This window comes from Sporosarcina sp. FSL K6-1508 (genome assembly GCF_038007465.1).
Classification (GTDB): domain Bacteria; phylum Bacillota; class Bacilli; order Bacillales_A; family Planococcaceae; genus Sporosarcina; species Sporosarcina psychrophila_B.
This window is the reverse complement of the sequence record NZ_JBBOXF010000001.1, coordinates 2,814,083-2,833,122: the sequence shown is the minus strand read 5'-3', so window position 1 is coordinate 2,833,122 and position 19,040 is coordinate 2,814,083. Positions and strand designations below refer to the sequence as shown.

Annotated in this window: 21 protein-coding genes and 1 pseudogene; 7 read left to right on the top strand and 15 right to left on the bottom strand. The window is 38.1% G+C overall.

The window, feature by feature from the left end:
- Window positions 1-95 precede the first annotated feature (95 nt).
- From MKZ11_RS14105 to MKZ11_RS14075, 7 genes are all read left to right on the top strand, one after another.
- Window positions 96-662, top strand: coding sequence for a copper resistance CopC family protein (locus MKZ11_RS14105; protein ID WP_340795034.1), 567 nt, complete (start codon window positions 96-98; stop codon window positions 660-662).
- Complete coding sequence (locus MKZ11_RS14100; protein ID WP_340795033.1) at window positions 663-1,757, top strand: copper resistance D family protein; 1,095 nt, start codon at window positions 663-665, stop codon at window positions 1,755-1,757. It begins immediately after the preceding gene.
- Window positions 1,758-1,788: 31 nt separating this feature from the next.
- Window positions 1,789-2,463: a DsbA family protein gene (locus MKZ11_RS14095; RefSeq protein WP_340795032.1), complete on the top strand. Its 675-nt coding sequence runs from the start codon at window positions 1,789-1,791 to the stop codon at window positions 2,461-2,463.
- On the top strand, window positions 2,463-2,903 hold the full coding sequence (locus tag MKZ11_RS14090) for a disulfide oxidoreductase (RefSeq protein ID WP_340795031.1): 441 nt from the start codon (window positions 2,463-2,465) through the stop codon (window positions 2,901-2,903). Before MKZ11_RS14095 ends, MKZ11_RS14090 begins: the two co-directional genes overlap by 1 nt.
- A 91-nt stretch (window positions 2,904-2,994) precedes the next feature.
- A complete protein-coding gene (locus MKZ11_RS14085; RefSeq protein WP_340795030.1) occupies window positions 2,995-4,041 on the top strand; it encodes a flavin-containing monooxygenase in 1,047 nt (348 codons plus the stop codon).
- 13 nt (window positions 4,042-4,054) lie between these two features.
- Window positions 4,055-4,960 carry a cation diffusion facilitator family transporter gene (locus tag MKZ11_RS14080; RefSeq protein WP_340795029.1) on the top strand — a complete coding sequence of 302 codons (906 nt, stop codon included), beginning with the start codon at window positions 4,055-4,057 and terminating at the stop codon, window positions 4,958-4,960.
- A gap of 134 nt (window positions 4,961-5,094) precedes the next feature.
- Window positions 5,095-5,814 carry a ZIP family metal transporter gene (locus MKZ11_RS14075; protein ID WP_340795028.1) on the top strand — a complete coding sequence of 240 codons (720 nt, stop codon included), beginning with the start codon at window positions 5,095-5,097 and terminating at the stop codon, window positions 5,812-5,814.
- 549 nt (window positions 5,815-6,363) lie between these two features.
- Here the strand turns inward: MKZ11_RS14075 and MKZ11_RS14070 are convergent.
- The 15 genes and pseudogenes from MKZ11_RS14070 to MKZ11_RS14000 all read right to left on the bottom strand — a co-directional run.
- A pseudogene (locus tag MKZ11_RS14070) lies at window positions 6,364-6,524 on the bottom strand (Fe(3+) ABC transporter substrate-binding protein); the annotation flags it as partial.
- Between the two features lie 221 nt (window positions 6,525-6,745).
- Window positions 6,746-8,386 (bottom strand): mercury(II) reductase, encoded by a 1,641-nt coding sequence (gene merA / locus MKZ11_RS14065; RefSeq protein WP_340795027.1) that lies wholly within the window; start codon window positions 8,384-8,386, stop codon window positions 6,746-6,748.
- 55 nt (window positions 8,387-8,441) lie between these two features.
- Window positions 8,442-8,840 (bottom strand): mercury resistance transcriptional regulator MerR1, encoded by a 399-nt coding sequence (merR1, locus tag MKZ11_RS14060; protein WP_340795026.1) that lies wholly within the window; start codon window positions 8,838-8,840, stop codon window positions 8,442-8,444.
- A gap of 301 nt (window positions 8,841-9,141) precedes the next feature.
- The gene (locus MKZ11_RS14055) at window positions 9,142-10,512 is read right to left on the bottom strand and encodes an NAD(P)-binding domain-containing protein (protein ID WP_340795025.1); all 1,371 of its coding nucleotides are present in this window, start codon (window positions 10,510-10,512) and stop codon (window positions 9,142-9,144) included.
- Between the two features lie 192 nt (window positions 10,513-10,704).
- Entirely contained in the window at window positions 10,705-11,013 is a 309-nt protein-coding gene (locus MKZ11_RS14050) for an ArsR/SmtB family transcription factor (protein ID WP_340795024.1), read from the bottom strand.
- A gap of 266 nt (window positions 11,014-11,279) precedes the next feature.
- Window positions 11,280-11,561, bottom strand: coding sequence for a HesB/IscA family protein (locus tag MKZ11_RS14045; protein ID WP_340795023.1), 282 nt, complete (start codon window positions 11,559-11,561; stop codon window positions 11,280-11,282).
- A gap of 73 nt (window positions 11,562-11,634) precedes the next feature.
- Complete coding sequence (gene arsA / locus MKZ11_RS14040; protein ID WP_340795022.1) at window positions 11,635-13,410, bottom strand: arsenical pump-driving ATPase; 1,776 nt, start codon at window positions 13,408-13,410, stop codon at window positions 11,635-11,637.
- Window positions 13,411-13,422: 12 nt separating this feature from the next.
- Window positions 13,423-13,782, bottom strand: a complete 360-nt coding sequence (gene arsD, locus MKZ11_RS14035) for an arsenite efflux transporter metallochaperone ArsD (RefSeq protein WP_340795021.1) — start codon at window positions 13,780-13,782, stop codon at window positions 13,423-13,425.
- Window positions 13,783-13,871: 89 nt separating this feature from the next.
- Window positions 13,872-14,291 carry an arsenate reductase (thioredoxin) gene (gene arsC, locus MKZ11_RS14030; protein WP_340795020.1) on the bottom strand — a complete coding sequence of 140 codons (420 nt, stop codon included), beginning with the start codon at window positions 14,289-14,291 and terminating at the stop codon, window positions 13,872-13,874.
- A gap of 24 nt (window positions 14,292-14,315) precedes the next feature.
- Window positions 14,316-15,614, bottom strand: coding sequence for an arsenic transporter (locus tag MKZ11_RS14025; protein WP_340795019.1), 1,299 nt, complete (start codon window positions 15,612-15,614; stop codon window positions 14,316-14,318).
- A 15-nt stretch (window positions 15,615-15,629) separates the two neighbouring features.
- Complete coding sequence (locus MKZ11_RS14020) at window positions 15,630-15,977, bottom strand: ArsR/SmtB family transcription factor (RefSeq protein WP_340795018.1); 348 nt, start codon at window positions 15,975-15,977, stop codon at window positions 15,630-15,632.
- 764 nt (window positions 15,978-16,741) lie between these two features.
- Window positions 16,742-17,533: an abortive infection family protein gene (locus MKZ11_RS14015; RefSeq protein WP_340795017.1), complete on the bottom strand. Its 792-nt coding sequence runs from the start codon at window positions 17,531-17,533 to the stop codon at window positions 16,742-16,744.
- Window positions 17,534-17,678: 145 nt separating this feature from the next.
- A complete protein-coding gene (locus MKZ11_RS14010) occupies window positions 17,679-17,975 on the bottom strand; it encodes a phage antirepressor KilAC domain-containing protein (protein WP_340795016.1) in 297 nt (98 codons plus the stop codon).
- Between the two features lie 173 nt (window positions 17,976-18,148).
- Entirely contained in the window at window positions 18,149-18,643 is a 495-nt protein-coding gene (locus MKZ11_RS14005) for a hypothetical protein (RefSeq protein WP_340795015.1), read from the bottom strand.
- A gap of 148 nt (window positions 18,644-18,791) precedes the next feature.
- The gene (locus MKZ11_RS14000) at window positions 18,792-19,031 is read right to left on the bottom strand and encodes a hypothetical protein (protein WP_340795014.1); all 240 of its coding nucleotides are present in this window, start codon (window positions 19,029-19,031) and stop codon (window positions 18,792-18,794) included.
- Between the last annotated feature and the right edge of the window lie 9 nt (window positions 19,032-19,040).

The following is a 19,040-nucleotide window of genomic DNA, read 5'->3' as shown; positions in this document are numbered from 1 at the left end:
AATAACACTCAAATGGTTGTTTTAATGTATGGCTGTTCTGTTACAATGAATTCAAATTAACGTTATTACTACTGTTATTGAAAGGAAGAGAAAAAATGAAAATGAAGAGGGTTATTAGTGCAACACTGATTTTGTTGTTCGCATTTACATCTGCTGTCTCTGCACATACCGGTTTAACTAGCTCTTCACCGGCTGATGGGGAAATCGTCGCTGAAGACGTTCATGAAATTGTATTAGAATTTAATTCGAAAATTGAATCGACGAGCACTGTAAAAGTCTTTAACGAAAATGAGGAGGAAATCATCGTAAGTAATACCCAAACGAGTGACAAGAAAATGACGGGAGCCTTCATGTCACCGTTGGAGAATGGTACATATACAGTGAACTGGAAAATAATTGGTTCGGATGGGCACCCGATAGAAGGAACCTATTCATTTGTAGTTAATCAGGAAGAATCGTCGACTCCTGTAGATTCCGAAGAGACTCCAAAGACTCCAAAGACTTCAGAGGTACCAGCTGTCCCTGTTGAAAATACTAATGAGCAGCCTATTGAGGAAGCGTCCAGGATTGCTTCGAATGATGTCCTTGTTGTAATTCTTATTGTTTTATTTACTATAGCTGGCGGATTTTTTGGCTGGATCATAGGAAGAAGGAAAAAGTAAATGGTCTGGATTTATATTTCTGAAAGTCTTTTATATCTCTGTTTTTCGCTATTAATGGGAGCATTTATCATTCAATTGATTCCTGAACGATTAAAACCGGAAATAAGCATCCCTAAACGCTTAATCCAACTTTCGGTGTTAGGTATTATTTTCTTTTCTGCTGCGCCTGTAATTCGCATCATCTTGTTTCTTTATGAAGATATTGGATTAGCGTTAACGATGCAAAACGTACTCGGTGGTTTTGAAGTAGGGAAGGCTTGGAATGTCACTGTAATACTTGCAATTTTCTTTTACCTGTTTGTTTCGTTGTTCCCGGTATCGAAAAGCAGAGTACTGTCCTGTATTGCACTTGCATTCACTTTCATCCTTTTATTAGCATTGGGATGGGCAAGTCATGCAGCGTCCTTGACTGATTGGAGCGGATTCTTTGTTCATTCGTTGCATTTTTTAGCCGTTACAGTTTGGGTTGGCATACTCCTCATCGTCGGCTGGTGTTCAAGAAATCAAGAGAATTGGCTTTCGTATTTAAGATGGTTTACACCTTTGGCGATTGGCTGTTTTCTCACGATTATGGGAACTGGATTCTTTCTTATGACATTGGTGATTGATATAAATGAGTATGGAGACGCATGGATGTTGCCTTACGGACAGGCTTTATTAGTGAAACATCTGTCTATCATCCCTGTTTTATTTTTTGCTTTTATAAATGGATTTTGGATTAGACGTAAATTGAAGCGACAAGAGAAAATTAACCCAATAACGTGGTTAAAATTTGAAAGCATTCTACTGTTCATTACTTTTGTTTCGACAGCAGTATTAGGACAGCAGGAACCTCTTCATAGTATCGAGACAACTCTTGGTGGTAGCGGTCCTTCGGCAATCTTCGATTATTTTTATTCAGGGACCATTGATCCTTCAATGCATGTGCAATTCGGGTTAAATACAATAAATGCATTGTTTTTCATGGTGGCGTTCATTTTCATGTGGCTTATCGTATACAGCTTTAGGAAAAATACGCCCGCAGTTATCTCTTTTTTCATGGGGATGTTCTGTATCCTTTCGCTATACTTCGGATTCATGGCAAGCATTCAATAATTGGAAAAAAATAATAGAGAAGAGGTATATGATGAAACGAAATAAGAATTCAAACATGAAGTTTGTAGTTGTGTTAACACTTTTGGTGGTAGGTATTTTGGCTGCAGTCGTTGTATTCAGCAATAAACAGGAGTCATTACCAATAGAAATAAAGCAAATCGATGTAACCGGGCAGCCCTCAATTGGGGAGAAAGATGCTCCTGTGACGGTTGTTGAATTTGGCGATTTTAAATGTCCGTCATGTAAAGCATGGGGTGAAATGATTTATCCGAAATTAGTAGATGATTATATCGAAACTGGACAAGTTAAATTTTCCTTCGTAAACGTATTGTTCCACGGAAAAGAATCGACTTTAGCATCAATTGCCGCTGAATCCGTATTTGAGCGGAGCCCGGGTTTGTATTGGAACTTCCATCAAGCAATGTTTGATGCACAGCCAGTTGAAAACCATGATGGGCCATGGATAACTCCGGAAAAAATTCTTGAAATTGCAAGCGCTTTTCCCGAGATTGATCAAACACTGTTAAAAGAAGACATGGAACAGGAAGCGACTATGGAAAACGTTAAAATCGATGATGATTTAGTTAAGAAGGCAGGTGTATCAATGACTCCTGCCATTGTAATAAACGGGGAAATGATGGAGGATCCCTTTGATTACGAAGCTATTAAGACGGCAATAGAACAAGGGTATAAGGATACAAACTGATGGGGAATAAAAAATCTAAATCCAAACTGCAGGGATCCTTATTATATGTTGCATGGGTTGTTTCATTAGTTGCAATGTTCGGGAGCTTGTACTTCAGTGAAATTAAAGGGTATATCCCGTGTGAGTTATGTTGGTATCAGCGCATCTTCATGTACCCCCTTACTTTGATATTAGGGATTGGAACTTTCCAGAATGACAGTTCCGTTAAAAAGTTCGTAATTCCGCTAGCACTTATTGGAGGAAGCATATCCTTCATGCATTATTTAGAGCAGAAGATACCCGGCTTTGGTGGAATCAAGCCGTGTGTGAGTGGTGTGCCTTGCAGTTCCCAATATATAAATTGGTTTGGGTTTATTACAATACCATTTTTAGCGTTAGTAGCATTTGTTATTATTACTTTCTGTATGTTTTTAATAAAATCAAAGAAATCAATTGAGTAAAGAACATTTCTAAAGAAGCCAAAGAAGCCACTGTTGTCGCGACTATGGCTTCTTTGCGTTTAAAAATCATTTCTTAAAGGGAGAGAACCTTATGCGGTATGAGACTATTGTTATTGGTGCAGGGCAAGCTGGACTTACGATGGGATATAATTTGAAACAAAGCAAAAAAGATTTTTTAATTATTGATAAAGGGCTGGCTTTGGGTGAAGAATGGAAAAATAGATACGATTCTTTAAAGTTGTTTACACCTAGAATGTATAGCTCGTTACCCGGGATGCCATTAGATGGAAAACAACAAGGGTTTCCAACAAAGGATGAAATTGCAGATTATTTAAAGGGATATTCAGAAACATTTGCAATACCAGTTCAACTGGATACCGAAGTTCTCAGTGTAACAAAAACTGAAGATGGTTTTTGTGTAGAAACAACTAAAGGTAAGGTTAATACGACAAACATCGTGGTTGCAACAGGACCATTTCAAAAGAAGCGAATACCTGCATTTTCGAGTTTTCTAAGCGAAAATATCCTACAGTTACATTCATCAGAGTATATAAACCCTAGTCAGCTTCAACCAGGGAATGTTCTTGTTGTCGGAGGTGGAAATAGCGGTGCTCAAATCGCAGTAGAATTGTCTGAAGGAAAAGATACATATTTGGCAATAAGTGAAAAACTACATTATTTCCCATTAACGATAGGTGGGAAGAGTGTGTTTTGGTGGTTTGATAAATTGGGGATATTAAAAGTAACGAGCAGGTCATTTATCGGGAATCAGTTACAAAAAAAGGGAGACCCTATCTTTGGGAGTGAATTAAAAAACGCCATAAAAGACCGGGCAATTACGTTAAAAGGGAGAGTTGTAAATGGTATGTACAATCAGATTACCTTTGAGGATTCAACTACCCTTGAAGTAAAAAATATTATTTGGGCAACTGGATTCCAACATGAGTATGAATGGTTAAAAGTTGACGGTGTAATTGATAACCAAAAGAAAATTATTCATCAAAGGGGTATAAGTCCAATAATAGGTTTATACTTTTTAGGTTTACCATGGCAATCACATAGAGGTTCCTCTCTGCTTCAAGGAGTAGGTTATGATGCCGAGTATATAATTGAACATATGAAGAAAACAACTACGTAAAGGGGACGCATGAATGGGAAATCATCAACACAATCACTTTGCGGAAAAACGAGCAGGGAATAAACACGGTCTCATCATTGCCTTGTCGATTACAACGTTCATTATGTTTTTGGAGTTTTTCGGTGGACTTTTCACAAATAGTTTAGCCCTACTTTCAGATAGTGGACATATGCTTTCGGATGCAAGCTCAATGGCTTTAAGCCTTGTGGCAATTTGGTTTGCAAGTAGGCCACCTTCCTCGAATAAAACGTACGGTTATTATCGATTTGAAATTCTTGCTGCCTTATTTAACGGAGTTACGTTATTTGTGATTGCTGGGTTTATTGTCAAAGAAGCAATTCAACGTTTTAACGACCCACCAACTGTCGCAAGCGGAACGATGATTATTCTTGCATTAATCGGTTTATTGGCTAATATTCTAAGTGCATTTTTTCTTCTAAAAAAAGCCGATGTCAAAGAGAATATTAACTTAAAAAGCGCTTACATACACATAATCGGCGATGCTTTAGGTTCTGTTGGTGCAATTTTAGCTGGACTGTTGATGCTCCTGTTCGACTGGTACATTGCAGATCCAATCATTTCAGTCATAGTCGCTTTATTAATCTTGAAAAGCGCTTGGGGAGTGCTCAAACAAAGTATTCATATCTTAATGGAAGGCTCTCCGGTGACGGTCGATAAAGAGGAAGTTTTAGCTATGTTGAAAAATATTGAAGGAGTAAAAAATGTACATGATCTTCATATTTGGACGATTACCTCTGGTCTAGATACTTTGAGCTGTCACATTCTAATTGAAGAAGGGAAAGATGAACAAGTTGTTCTTCAACAGGCAATTAATCTGATACGTGATAACTACAAAATTGAACATACTACGATTCAAATTGAAAAATCAAATCTGCAGCATCGGGAATTGAGTATATAATCATGAAATATTTTGTAGGGAAAAGGGAGTTTTGTGAATAAGAAACAAAGTTGGTCCTGTATAAATAAGCATTTAGCATAATATTAAATCAATATCCATATAAACATAGAGACACAAAACTGAAGGATGGTTTTTTGACTCATGTATGGTTTATTGGTTTTTTATCAACTTTTGCTGGAATTGGCGTAGGTGGAGTTATTGCATGCTTTATTACTGGTTTTAAAAGAAGTATTGGTACTATTTACGCGATATGCACAGGGCTAATTTTAGGTTTAATTAGTTTTGAAATCGTTCCGGAAGCTTTACAATTGGGTAATTGGATTGTTTTAGCGATAGGTTTCTTGGCTGGAGTTATTTTATTCGAGCTCATCCATATGGGATTTCATAAGAACTCTGTAATTACAACAGGATCACGTAAACTTCATAATATAAGGACAGGTTTATTCCTAGCTTTAATTATTTCTATTCATAATCTTCCTATGGGAGTAGTTCTTGGAACCAGTGAACATTCTCAATTCAGTATAGCCTTATTACAAGCACTAATATTGCACAATATTCCCGAAGGTATGATACTATTTACTCCATTATTTATGGCTGGAATTAGATTTTATTTGTTGTTCCTTCTCTCTATTATCGTCGCTGTTCCCGTTGCGCTCGGGGCTTTCATTGGCGAAATGATTGGTATGCATAATAATCTTTTGTGGGCATTTTTAATAAGTTTGACAGTTGGAACTATTTATATGGTTACGATTAAGGAAATCCTAACTGAATCAATTAGGCAATCATCCAATATTTATAGCTTACTGGTTGCATTAATTGCTTTTTGTCTGATGGGTGCATATCTGGTTTATTAATAAGGATGATGCAGTCAATGGTTCATCCCTTAAATCTAACATATTTCTATTGTGTTAGATTCGGATGTTTTTTTGAGTACACTTTAATCTTCAACCTTTTTCTTACTTTCCTTCGAAACTTAAAGCCGAAGCTATTGGTATGCACCTCGTTTTTTGTCTATAGTTTATATGCGTCAAGCAGAGTTAAAATTCTAAATACATAAAGTCGTTCCTATGGCTTTGAATTAATCAAAGGCGAAGCGAAATTCGTGGATGAGGTAGATTATTTAACAAGTCGGCATGGAATTGGGTCAACTCTTCCATAACCTATTTTCATAAAGTTCCTGAGCGGAAAATTGGCATGAATTCCTTAATATGCGCCCAATTTTCACTTGCTGGAGAAAGAATGCCTAATACAATCGACACACGGTAAAAACAGCAGGATGATAATGAGTACTGCACCGATCGTCCACCCGTTCACATTAGCTAAATGCTTGTTCATGACAATACCCATCCTTTACCTTTTCCGCAACAAACCCCCTACCAAATTTTCGGTAGGGGGCTCGACTTTTATTTCCAGCCGACTTCGTTAAAAATCATAATCGCTTTCGCGTTGTTTTCTCCGAGATCGATAATGGAATATCTTGTTCTTTAAAGTCCCCCCAAGATTTGAGGAGTTCTGAAGGTTCTACATTTTTATTCACCGGGAATTCATAATTTGCAGAGTCGAACTCGAATTTGAACCTTTCGAAAACCCATTTTTCCCTTTTGAATTCGAATTTGAACCTTTTGAAAACCGATTTTCTCCCGGTTTTGGAAACCAAATGTTTCCCCTTTTTTCTAGATAAATAGGAATAGGAGGATCCCGTGACGGTTCACGCCGTTCAAGGAATCCTTTTTTGAATTCACAAAAAAACCGAAGGCGACAACGCCATCGGTTTCATAAGGAGCTTTAACCTGCACAACACGAAAGTTTAGATACATCTTTATCAAACGTCAGGGCAGCCAGCTTCAATCCTTCTGCCATTGTCAAATATGGTGTAAGTGTTTCGCGAAGATCCTCTACGGTCAAACCGAATTTGACAGCCAGTGTTGCCGCATAAATTACTTCTCCTGCATTTTCGGCTACCACATGAGTTCCTAATATCTTCATTGTTTTAGCGTCTGCCACTAATTTAAAAACACCTGTTGTTTCTCGATTAACCAAGGCTCTCGGAACGGCATCTAAAGGCAAGACGGATGTTTTCACTTCATAGCCTTTTTCTTTTGCCTGTTGCTCCGTTAAACCAACGGTTGCAATCGCTGGGGCTGTAAACGTAACCCCTGGAACCACTTCTAAATTCAGCTTTTTATTTAGTCCTCCGATGGCATTTCCTGCTGCAATTCCACCTTGATAAGCTGCCACATATACAAATTGAGGACCAAGCGTCACGTCTCCTGCTGCATAGATGCGTGAATTCGTTGTTTTTGAATACTCATCGATCATAATTTCACCACGGGAGCCTACTTCAACACCTGCTACCTCTAAATTCAAAGTCGTCGTATTTGGTGTTCTTCCAGTGGCAACTAGTAATTGATCTGCTTCAATGATTCGCTTCTTGCCATTGACTTCAACATGAACCTTTTTAACGTCTCCGTCTTGTTCGATTCGTTCAAAGGATGCTCCTGTTACTAAATTAATCCCTTGTTCTGTTAATGCTTGTGTGATCGCTTCTGAAACTTCAGGATCGTATTCCTTTAACAGTCGTGGACTTCTTTGCATCAACGTTACTTCTGAACCCAAATGATGGAATAGTTGTCCCAATTCCATACCGATATATCCAGAACCGATGACTGTAAGACGCTTTGGAACCGGTTTTAATTCAAGTAATGTTGTACTTGTTAAATAATTTACCTCTTCTAATCCAGGAATCTTTGGTACAGCTGGTGAAGCACCTGTCGCGATTAAAAATCGTTTGGCTGATAACTGCATGCCATTCACTTCGACGGTTTTTTCATCCACGAATTTCGCTTCACCTTTTATTAATTCAAAGCCGTAGTCATCAATTAAATCAACATATTTCGAGTTTCGAAGATCCGTCACCAAATCGTTTTTCTGCTTAATCAATGGTGCCAAATCCACATTGCCTGCTGACGTGTGCAATCCCACAAATGGATTGTTTTTTGCTATACGATTGATTTCGCCAGCTCTTAACAGTGTCTTTGAAGGAACACAGCCGATGTTCACGCATGTTCCACCCACTGTGCCACGTTCGATGATTGCGACTTTCGCTCCGTATTTCGCGGCTTCAATGGCAGATGAAAAGGATGCCCCACCAGAACCAATGATGATGTAGTCATAATCGCCTTCATCGCCAAGTTGCACCGTTTCTTGCTGTTGTACTTCTTCTGTTTCTCCTGGCTGGTATTTGGCTTCAGAAATCGCCTTTTTCGCTCTTTCCACCTCCACGTCATTCGGAAGCTCAAATACAGCTTCTTCGCGACGAAAATCCACTTCAATCCCTTTTGCACCCATGTTTTCAAGAGCAACAGTTACATGCTCTTCACACCCCGTACAAGTCATTCCTTGAACGTTTAATCGATATTTTTTCATGGTAATTCCCTCCTTTTACTCGACTCCAAGCCCAAAATCCGTTTTTTTATCATCTTTATTTATTCATCAATGTTTCAATAATGGGGCATTCGTAAATGTCTTTGTTTTCGGGACATCTTTCTTTAAGGTCTGTCAACATTTTTTCAATTCTTTTGAGATCTTCAATTTTACGTTGGATGTCCTCTATCTTGAGAACAGTGAAATCATACATATCACGGCACTTTGTTTCATCGCGATCGACGACTCCTAGTAATTTGTCAATTTCATTTAATGTAAAGCCTAGTTCCTGCATCCTTTTTATGAAATTCAATCGATCGATAATTTGTTGTGAATACATGCGGTATCCTGATTCCGTACGATCAGGTTCTGGAATTAAGCCTATACGTTCATAATATCGAATAGTCTCTTTATTAACGCTGCACTTCTCAGCCAGTTCTCCAATACGAAATTGCATTTATCTCACCTCAGATAAAGTATAAACCCTGTACCATAGTACAGGGTCAAGGGAAGTATTAGTTACTATATATTGTCGATTTACTTTTTGTAACTAAACTGCCCATTCCCTCTCGGAACGTGATTGTATAGTCTATACACATCAGGTTAACATAACACCAATTTACGGAAGTATTTAATAATAAAAAGCTGCCATGTAAAGGCAGCTTTTTATTGAATATCTTGCGAACTTGTATTGTGTTAGATTCGGAAGTTTTTTAAGCACACTAAGCATGAGTAGTTCATAAAAGTACACTTCTCCTTTAACAGCTGCCGGTTGTGGCGTTGCAGCTAGACTCATCTTTTTTTTTCGATGCAAGGTTTACGCTGCACACCCCGGTTTCCGGCAAGTCCAGTTCCACGTTCTTCGCAGATTCGAAATCACCTGTCAAATAGGCCACAACTGAGCGCACTTGTTCATACCCCGTCGCCATTAGGAAGGTAGGAGCGCGTCCATAGCTCTTCATACCAACGATGTAAAAGTTTTTCTCCGGTTGTCTCAACTCCTCTTCGCCATGCGGACGGACAGTACCGCAGCTGTGAAGGTTCGGATCAATTAGTGGTGCAAGTGCAGCAACACTCTCTGTTGCTGCATCAATATTTAGTCTTACTTCACTTAAGTAAGAAAATTCTGGCCGGTTACCCGTGTTGACGATCAGCTCATCCAGTCCTTCAATCGAAAAGCTTTCCCCTTCTAATTCTCCATTCAGCTTTAATGACCCCTCATTTTTCTCTACATTGTATATTCTATAAGGCGTGTACACCTGAACCTGGCCTGAATTCACCAATTGATGAATCCTTGTTCCAAGTTCACCACGTGCCTGCAGTGCATCTTTCTCTTCGCCACCGTATGCTTCTTCCACATTTTTTTTACGAAGAATCCACGTGATTTTTAGATCTGAACGTTTTTCATTCAGCTCGGAAAGTTCCAGAATCGTATTGATTGCTGAATGACCACCACCGATGACGGCTACTCGTTTTCCGATGAATCTTTCACGCTCTTTGCCGTTCATGTTTGGAATACCATAAAATATCTGGTTTTCAAGGGCTTTTTCTTCTTCTGTCCAGACACCAGCAGAATTCATGGAATTCGGTTGCCCCCATGTTCCCGTTGCATCAATGACCGCTTTCGCTTCAATCTGCTCTGTTATCCCTTGATTATCAACATATAATACAAAAGGAACGTTCTCCCTATTGGCTGATTTCATCTTATCAAGCCCTTTTTTACCTACGGAAATCACCTTTGTATTTAGCTGGATTGAAGGTTTTATTTGTGGTAATTCAGCTACTTTTAGTAGGTAATTCTCCACCAACTCTTTGCCAGTTGGTAGCTCATCATTGAAGGGTGCATCCCACCCTTGCTTTTCAAGGAGCTCTCTGGCTGCCTTATCAATATTATATTGCCAAGGCGAAAACAAATGAACGTGGCCCCACTGTAGGACATGATGCCCTACGCTCGGCCCAGCTTCTAAAACTATGAATTTCTCTCCAGCCTTGGCTAGGCGCGCAGCGGCTGCTAATCCGATTGGTCCAGCTCCAATGACAGCAACCGGTAGTGAAGGGAACTCTTTTTTCTTACTTTTTATTTGAACAGGGAAGTTATCAGTTGAGCAACATGCAGTTTGATTTTTCATGTTAATTCCTCCTTTAGGTTAAAAACGAGTCGATAATATTTCGACTTTGCACTAAAATGAATTGCTATAGTCTTAAAAATGATTACAAATTCCGATCTATTTTCTATAGTAGCTACCCTGTGCACCGAGTATGATAAGATTTGATCAATCGACTTATACATCAATTTTTTTTGATGTGAAGCTCAAAAAAACTTATTCAGGATAGAATAGACAACAAAGATCCGGAGATACAATTTTCTTTATTTCATTGGGGTTAGCTGAATAATAATTCCACTTCCCTTCTTTCTCAACAGAAATAAAGTTAACATCTAATAGAATTTTTAAATGATAAGATAATTTAGATTGTGTCAATTCGAGTAGTTCACTCAAGTCGCAAACGCACGTTTTTCCTTCTTTTGATAAGATGCGCATTATATAGAGTCTGTTGTGATCAGACAGAGCTTTAAATTTCTTCTCATAGTCAAGTAAAGTTGTATCGCAAACATCCAGTGGTTTTATCATAATGACTCTCCTTCGCATCAACTTTTCTTGATATGACTTATATTAAATTGAAACAAGGGTAACGTCAACTAATTAGCTCTAACATTCTGACCAAACTGAGTTTTGCTTCCCTAGTACATCTTATGTTTGTTCAAAAATATTGTTGATCCATTTGAGTTGCTAGTAAGAGAATAGTGAAAGGTGCCAGGCTAGGACAGGACTCCGAATTGTTTCCAAACCTAGCACCTTTCACTTAATAGAAAAACTCTAGTTGGCCTTTTTTTGTTTTAACAATTATTCGGCGCACCAACCATGAAGAGTCCGGATTGCTCACCCTCAGTTTCATAGTCCAACGTCAAACTGTTTACGAATTCTTCAGCTTTTGTAGCCACTGCAACTTGGATATCATTAATGACAGAAATCGTATCTGACTCCTCTGGCATATCAAGAGATAAACCTATTTGCGGTCCACAACAACCACCTTCAATAGCATAGACCCGGAGTCCTTTAGCTTGCTGTTCTTTCAAAAGTGATTGAATATACTGCTTGGCTTCATTTGTAATGTTCATTATTTTCTCTCCTTAGTTTTTATGCGTTAGCTGTACATTTCGTTTCAGACCGCACATTAAATTTGTGGCATTTTTAAGCATTAATAAATTCCTTCAAGCTTTCGTAACCAATCTTCTCTTTATGCAACCATGGGATTACAGCACATTGCGGTGCTAATTCTTCTTTCACTTTTTTTATCCACTCTAATTCAGAGAGTGCACGCCCTTGTAAGATAGAATCAGTTGTATCCGTTGCGTACAGGCTTTGATTAATGACCCACCACTTCGGGTCAATCTGTGCACGTATGAGGTCTTCCTGCAATCGTGCGGCTTCTAAAACCGGTGTTGCTTCCGCCAATGTCACAATGACCACACCGGTTTCTTCCGAATTTCGCAATCGCGGAAGAAGCTTCTTCACACTTTCTGGTATATCACCAGTCGAACGGCTCATTTCCTTATGATATGCTTCCGTTGAATCAAGCAATAACAAAGTGTGTCCGGTCGGTGCTGTATCAATAACAACGATTTCATTTTCCGACCTCTCAACTATATCCGCAAATGCTCTGAACAAAGCAATTTCTTCTGTACATGGCGATTCTAGATCTTCTTTCAAATACGCAAGCCCTTCTTCGTCCAACCCTTCTCCTGCAATCGAAAGCACTTCCTGTTGGTACTTTTTGACTTCAATTTCCGGATTAATGCTACTAATTGTCAAATTATCTCTCAAAACACTACCTTCAAAAGTATACGCAATATGGGCTGCTGGGTCTGTTGTAGTCAAATGAACGCGATGACCTTTCTCAGAGAGGCCGACCGCAATTGCAGATGCAATCGATGTTTTGCCAACCCCACCTTTACCCATTGTGAAGATAACACGTATGTTTTTCGATGAAAAATCATCGATTACTTTGTTTAAGCCCGGAAGGTGAAGTGTTTCTTTGCTTAGATTGTCTTCTTCAAACACGGTAATAGTGTAAGAGCTAAATAAGTGCCGGAGGTTATCAACTCCGGTTAGTGAATAAGAAACGAATGGAAGGGAGAACGTCACAACCTGTTTTAATCCTTCGGGCGTTTCTTTCAGTGCACGGCGCTGTCGCTCATAAAACGCGGTTGACACATCGTCTTCGGGATGATGTGCCTGAAGAAGCCCATTAATGATTAGTATCTGATTTTTAATGCCGATATCTTTAAGCTCCGAAGAAGCCCGATTCGCTTCAAGTAAAGAAGATACATCCGGTCGCGAAACCAAAATCAGAGTCGTTTTTTCTGGATTAGAAAGAGACTCAACAGCCTTCGCATACAACTCTTTTTTCTCTCCAAGGCCTGATAGCGGACCCAGGCAGGAAGCACCGTGTGTACTTTCTTCTAAAAACCCGGTCCACGCAGTTGGTAATTGTAACAGACGCAGTGTGTGCCCGGTGGGAGCAGTGTCAAATAATATGTGATCATATTGATTTAACACATCTTCATCGGATAACAGATGAGAAAATTCATCAAATGCAGCAATTTCAACTGTGCAAGCACCAGACAGCTGTTCTTCCATCGTTGAGAGAACAGAATCTGGCAACTTACCTCGATAAGGACCGACAACTTTTTCTCGATATGTTTTCGCAGATGCTTCTGGGTCTATATTGCAAGCAAATAAATTGTTTACACTCGGAATAGCTACTGGGTCATTCGTCAATTCTACATCGAGGACATCCTGTAAATTTGAAGCAGGATCGGTACTTACTAAAAGTACTTTCTTCCCCTGGTCGGCGAGTGTCACTGCTGTCGCACACGCTGTAGATGTTTTACCGACACCACCTTTTCCGGTAAAAAACAAAAATGGAGTTAGGACGGTTTTGTCAGGATTGAATAATGGATACATGGTTATTCCTCCTTATTTATCAAACTTGACTGAAACACGTACACGTGGTTTATCCTGAAGTTCAGCTGTCTTTATATCAAGCCATTCTGCTAACTCTTCATTTGTCGGATAGGCACCCACTTTAACAATTTCATTATTAACAAGTATCAGAGGAAGAGCATCTGGTCCTTTTTCAAGAAGCACCTTATTTACTACTACATTGTCTACAAATGCACCCGGATCATTCCCAAGATTATAGCGTGTAATATCAAACTTCTTTTTTTCAAGTGAATATACAGCGGATGCGACACGCGTTAATTCTGGATCAACACCTGGTCCGCAGACCCCTGTTGAACAACACATTGCAGGATCGAAAATTTCAACCTTTGTCATTATCAAACATCCCCTTCATCACTATATAATGATATCCTTATTCATTTTATTAAAGGAAAGCCGGGATATGAACCCACGGCCTCTTTGATTTATTCACCTGTTTTAGAGAAATGTGCAATCCTTGCACCAATTTCATCGCGTACACGCTGGAAGAATATCCATTTTTCTTCATCTGTTCCTTCTGCTTTTGCAGGATCATCAAATCCCCAATGAGCTCGTTTGATATGGGGTGGTGTCATCGGACACTTGTCAGCAGCATCCCCACAAAGAGTGACGACAAAATCTGCATTATTTAAGATTTGTGGATCAATAATATCCGAAGTTTGATCCGAAATGTCGATGCCGGCCTCATTCATGGCTTTTACAGCATTTGGATTAACTCCATGAGCCTCAATTCCAGCACTGAGAACTTGCCATTCTTCACCAAGATACTTTTTGCCCCATCCTTCAGCCATTTGGCTACGGCATGAGTTACCTGTACATAAGAAATAAAGTGTTTTTTTCGACATAATGAAAATCCCCTTTTTTTTGATTTATTGTATGATTGACAGCCATAGATACAGTCCGATTAGTGTAATCAGGAGTGTAGGGACTGTTAAGATAATACCAATTTTAAAATAGCTACCCCAAGAGATTTTTACACCTTTTTGAGACAGTACATGCAACCACAATAAAGTGGCCAAAGAACCGATTGGCGTGATTTTAGGACCCAGATCCGACCCGATGATATTTGCATAAATCAAAGCCTCGCGAATAGAACCTGTCGTAGTCGTTTCTGATATAGCTAACGCATTAATCATGACCGTAGGCATATTATTCATAAGTGATGACAATATCGCAGCAATAAAGCCCATCGAAATCGTTGCTACAAAGAGTCCTTGATCGGCTGCCAATTGAATGACATCACCCAATACGCCTGTTAGACCGACATTACGCAATCCGTAGACGACAACGTACATCCCAACAGAGAAGAATACGATGGACCAAGGTGCACCTTTAAGTACTTGCTTCGTGTGAACAGCTGGACTTCTTTGTGCCATGGCCATAAAGAATATCGCCGTAAGTCCAGCAATAATAGATACAGGCAATCCTGTAAAACCACTAGAGAAATACCCTACAAGTAATACGCTTAATATCACCCAAGCTAGTCGAAACAACTTTATATCTTTGATAGCATCCTTCGGTTCTTTTAAATCTGAGACTTTATAGTCTTTAGGAATACTTTTACGGAAGAATAACAACAACACTAAAATACTCGCAACTAATGCAAATAAATTTGGGACAATCATTCTAGATGCATATTCAACAAATCCGATATCGAAAAAGTCTGCTGAAACAATATTAACTAAGTTACTCACGACCAGTGGTAATGAAGTGGTGTCTGCAATAAACCCACTGGCAATAATAAATGGGAAAATCATTTTTTCATTGAAATTCAAATTTCGTACCATTGCAAGCACAATTGGCGTTAGTATAAGGGCAGCCCCATCGTTTGCGAACAAGGCAGCAACTATCGCTCCAAGAATGCTGACATAAACAAACATGCGAATACCGCTACCTTTAGCTAATCTCGCCATATGTAACGCAGACCACTCGAAGAATCCGATTTCGTCTAAAATTAATGAGATAATAATGATGGCAACGAAAGCAAGCGTAGCATTCCAGACAATCCCTGTAACATCGATAACGTCCTGAAAATTAACTACCCCGACTAACAAAGCGACAACTGCACCAATACATGCAGACCAACCAATTGATAAATTTCTAGGCTGCCAAATAACAAAAATAAGTGTGATTATGAATATCAATGATGCTGTTATAACTGAAATCAACGTACTTTCTCCTCCTTATTCACAACAAACTCGAAGCCCTTGTGCTTCCAGTTCAGCGATTGATTCATTCTGATCCGGAAGATGTTCAAGAATGCTTTGAATAAACGGGTAATCTTCATGATTTTCATTAATCGAAAAGAAAATCCATTGGCCTCTGCGTTCTTCTTTAACCAACTCAATATCTCTAAGTTTACGCAAGTGCTGGCTAATCGCCGGCTGACTCATTTTAAAAATCGCAACAAATTCACACACACAGCATTCATGTGACTTGAGTAACTTCATCATCGTCAAACGTGTTGGGTCCCCTAGCAATTTTAATAGTCGCGACGCTCGTTGCAGATCAATCGTAACAGTTTTATTCATAGTCCATCCCTCCATTTCTCCACCATTGTATAACCATATGCTTATATACGCAAGTGTGATAATCGTTTTTTTTTTAATAACCAACAAAAAAACACTTATGGAATCAATAATGATTTCACAAATGTTTTTATAAGAGTGTTTTTAGGCGTTTAGCAGCATTTTTGTAAACTTCATTTTCTCCACGTTTCCCATCCCCCCTATTTTCGTTAGGTGGGTATTATTTGCTGTTTATATCGTAATTCGTGTTCATGCCGGGTATACCCAGGACGAACATAAATAAATGATTAAGATCATACTTAGATTTGTTCAAGCAGGGTTGTTCATGGATACTCATATAATTTTTGGCCATGCCAGTGTTTGTACTTAGGTTCTGCATTTATCTTCATTTATCTTCATTTACTATATCGAAACCATATTCAAAAAGCGCAAAAATTTATAGATAATATTTTACGCTTACATAGAGTTAATATTTATTCCGTTCATAAAAGTACACTTTCGCGAACGGGTTAAAAGGAATAACAAAAAACCAAAAGGAGCGTTCGTCAAGCTATATAAATAGTTTACGATCGTTCTTGTAAAAGCATACTTTTACGAACAAATAAGGTACGCAACAACAAATAAATACTTAACAAGAGTTTCCAGAAGTTGACTCTTTGTTAAGTGTTCGACTGTTTTCATTTTTTCTTATATACTCTTTTGTTCCTTCTATCGCAACACTTTCAATTTTCATTTACAGGGGGCTTCAGTCGCGTTTATGGGTTTATCTACGGATTTATTCTATCATCAATATATTGTAGAAATACTCTCGATAAATTAATTACTAACTTAGATTCTGCTTCATCAATAATTTCTTCATTTGGATGTGTGTAAGCTCCATCATTTCTAATTTCATTAATGTTCTCTATAACTTTGGCAATAGCATTTACAATTTGATTTACTGGAGATAGAAAGTTTGAAGGATTAGCTTTGAATTTACTATGTTCTGTCCTTAATTTACTCCAGTATTCTTGTAGCTTAGGTTTGCTTTGCTGAAAGGTCAGTCCTTCTTCTTCACATAATTCTTTTATAAATGCATGTAACGCCGTGTGTGCTCTATCTACTCCACTACTATATTTATGATTGGAAATTAAAGTCTCACATTGATTTAAAACCTCTTTAACAAATTTTGAATCATGTTTAATATTTTCTATAAGAATTAAACCATCCCCTTGTAATAAGGTTGTCCATATTGAAATCTTTTCAAAAAGATTTTGCTTAGATTTAAACTGTTTTTCGTTAATTATATCTTCATGAAATAGTTCTTCAACATTCGATAAAGGATACTTTTCCAAAACGCCTTCTAAAATCTTATATTGCTCAATTCTTGTAGCATTAGTCAAAATAGTAATGAATCTATTTCTAGTAGTACCTTCATATTTATAAGGATCAATATCTAATCCGCAATACTCAGGATAGAAACTTGCATGCGTCGCATACGAAAAATTGCCTAAATAACCACCTTCTCCGCCAATATAAGCCACCACACTAATTATCTCTTTATTACCCAGTTTCTCCATATCAGTACATCCCAACCTATCTATTTATTAAAATTAATTATCGATATTAAAGTAGATTCATCTTCTCCTTACAGTCATCTGGGTGACAGATGAGCCTTTGCAATAGTAATTACAGAGATCTCGCAAAAAGATCATATCTCACTCATCAATCTAATTCTTTCATTAACCTACCTAAAATATATTCCTGCCCCTTTTTAGTCGCCACCATAACAAACGTTGTATGCTCTCGACCATACACATCAGAGCCTTTTGACGACGGAACCATATCAAGGTATCCAGATCTCCGTGCTTCGGTTGTCGGGAGTTTTTTTCTATCTCCACTTACCCAAATTAAATCCCAGTTGTGCAACCTATCAAATAGCTCTTTTCCACTAATCTTGTGACCCTTTTCCGTTATTACATTTGCGAATTCTTTGATTGTCAACAGACTTTGATTATTCATATACAAATCTCTCCTTTTTTCGGGTGAGTATATTAGTTTTCAATACTTCAAGTAATGTTAAATGGAGGCTACTATTCACATTATTCCACCTTCGTAGCCTACTTCAAGGATACTATATATTCCGAAATTAATATCCGTGATTTTTCAAGTAATTAGTACTTGAGAATGAAATATTAATCAACTCTTAATTGCGTTCTTTCCCTTTGTGTATCGATGACATTATTTATGGTTTTAATCAAATCAGAATATATCCCACAACATTCCTCTAATACAGCCTGAACCTCATAATCATCATATATATAATACATTCTTGACTCTTCTATTTTCTTATCGAGTAAAGTTAATATTTCCGCAACCTTCTTGTCCAGCTTGGAGTATTCCTCAAAGAGGGCAAATCGAATTTCTTTACTGTAAAGGCTTATTTCGAATTCGAATAGCCCATTTTCTACTGGTTTAATAATAGTAATTTCACCATTTTTCCGTAATACATAATTGTAGACTTCTAGAAGTTTTTGCTTTTCTTGATATCGACGTTCTTCATCTATTCTTTGAAATTCAATTTTAAGTGCTCTATTTTGTGATTTTGTGTTATAGTGGCCAACCAAAAAAGAAGAACCTAAACTTCCAAATAATGTGGCTACTGCAACGATTATTAAGTTGAAATCCATCCATCATCAACTCCTTATCAGAACAATTAATTTAGATGCCTGGTTCTAATACAATTCAAAAATGTATTAGAACCAAGCAACCATTCCTCATCCAGAAGCACCTGTTATGCAACGACTGATTTAAATTCCTACCCCGAATACCTCAAATTTAATCTTTCGTATCCTTTTGTCTAGCCTCAAATATCAATGTTGAAGTTGACGGAATACCTTTTTCAATCATTGTTAATAGCTCTTCAAATTCCCGACTAATGTTACTTGCTATCTTAGCATACGAACCATCCATTTTGGCTCCTGTAATTTCATATATACGACCATTCTCCAAATCCCTTAGGTAGTTTTGAATACGATTAATTTCCATCGAATATTCTTGCTTAATTCCTTTTGACACATTATCATC

Excerpts from the sequence above, each read along its gene's own strand:
- MKZ11_RS14105 (WP_340795034.1), top strand. The coding sequence starts at position 96 with ATGAAAATGAAGAGGGTTATTAGTGCAACACTGATTTTGTTGTTCGCA.
- MKZ11_RS14100 (WP_340795033.1), top strand. The coding sequence starts at position 663 with ATGGTCTGGATTTATATTTCTGAAAGTCTTTTATATCTCTGTTTTTCG.
- MKZ11_RS14015 (WP_340795017.1), bottom strand. The coding sequence starts at position 17,533 with ATGGAGAAACTGGGTAATAAAGAGATAATTAGTGTGGTGGCTTATATT.
- arsA (WP_340795022.1), bottom strand. The coding sequence starts at position 13,410 with ATGTATCCATTATTCAATCCTGACAAAACCGTCCTAACTCCATTTTTG.
- MKZ11_RS14055 (WP_340795025.1), bottom strand. The coding sequence starts at position 10,512 with ATGAAAAATCAAACTGCATGTTGCTCAACTGATAACTTCCCTGTTCAA.
- MKZ11_RS14080 (WP_340795029.1), top strand. The coding sequence starts at position 4,055 with ATGGGAAATCATCAACACAATCACTTTGCGGAAAAACGAGCAGGGAAT.
- MKZ11_RS14085 (WP_340795030.1), top strand. The coding sequence starts at position 2,995 with ATGCGGTATGAGACTATTGTTATTGGTGCAGGGCAAGCTGGACTTACG.
- MKZ11_RS14045 (WP_340795023.1), bottom strand. The coding sequence starts at position 11,561 with ATGAACATTACAAATGAAGCCAAGCAGTATATTCAATCACTTTTGAAA.
- merR1 (WP_340795026.1), bottom strand. The coding sequence starts at position 8,840 with ATGCAATTTCGTATTGGAGAACTGGCTGAGAAGTGCAGCGTTAATAAA.
- merA (WP_340795027.1), bottom strand. The coding sequence starts at position 8,386 with ATGAAAAAATATCGATTAAACGTTCAAGGAATGACTTGTACGGGGTGT.
- MKZ11_RS14010 (WP_340795016.1), bottom strand. The coding sequence starts at position 17,975 with ATGAATAATCAAAGTCTGTTGACAATCAAAGAATTCGCAAATGTAATA.
- MKZ11_RS14005 (WP_340795015.1), bottom strand. The coding sequence starts at position 18,643 with ATGGATTTCAACTTAATAATCGTTGCAGTAGCCACATTATTTGGAAGT.
- arsC (WP_340795020.1), bottom strand. The coding sequence starts at position 14,291 with ATGTCGAAAAAAACACTTTATTTCTTATGTACAGGTAACTCATGCCGT.
- arsD (WP_340795021.1), bottom strand. The coding sequence starts at position 13,782 with ATGACAAAGGTTGAAATTTTCGATCCTGCAATGTGTTGTTCAACAGGG.
- MKZ11_RS14050 (WP_340795024.1), bottom strand. The coding sequence starts at position 11,013 with ATGATAAAACCACTGGATGTTTGCGATACAACTTTACTTGACTATGAG.
- MKZ11_RS14090 (WP_340795031.1), top strand. The coding sequence starts at position 2,463 with ATGGGGAATAAAAAATCTAAATCCAAACTGCAGGGATCCTTATTATAT.
- MKZ11_RS14020 (WP_340795018.1), bottom strand. The coding sequence starts at position 15,977 with ATGAATAAAACTGTTACGATTGATCTGCAACGAGCGTCGCGACTATTA.
- MKZ11_RS14095 (WP_340795032.1), top strand. The coding sequence starts at position 1,789 with ATGAAACGAAATAAGAATTCAAACATGAAGTTTGTAGTTGTGTTAACA.